A 372-nucleotide genomic window follows, 5' to 3' on the forward strand; every position below is an offset into this window, starting at 1 on the left:
GCTCGAACACGAAGGGGTAGGAGAGGTGGTAGGGCAGTTCCAGCACCGGCTTCGGGGTGCCGGCCGGTCCGTTCGGCCCAAACGCCACCGCCGACAGGATCGCCTTGCCGGCGCGGTGGATATAGTCCTCGACGAACAGCGTCACCTGGCCGCGGTAAAGCACAGGGAAGGGGTCGGCGTAGAAGCGGCTGCCGTCATCGGCCAGGTCGCGCCAGCCCGATTGCGGATGGGCGCGCAGATCGTAAAGGTCCTTGCCTTGGGTCTCGCGCCAGCCGACCCGCCAGTGCGGGGCATTGTAGCACAGATGATAGATCTGCTGGACGATGCGCCGCACTGTCGCCTTGGCGGCCCGCACGCCGAGCTTCGTGGCCG

1 pseudogene is annotated in these 372 nt (G+C 67.5%); it reads right to left on the reverse strand.

Features of this window, described 5'->3' with window-relative positions:
• Positions 1-372, reverse strand: a pseudogene (locus EN859_RS35860) (formyl transferase); the annotation flags it as partial.

The organism is Mesorhizobium sp. M00.F.Ca.ET.216.01.1.1 (assembly GCF_004010325.2).
Taxonomy (GTDB): Bacteria; Pseudomonadota; Alphaproteobacteria; order Rhizobiales; family Rhizobiaceae; genus Mesorhizobium.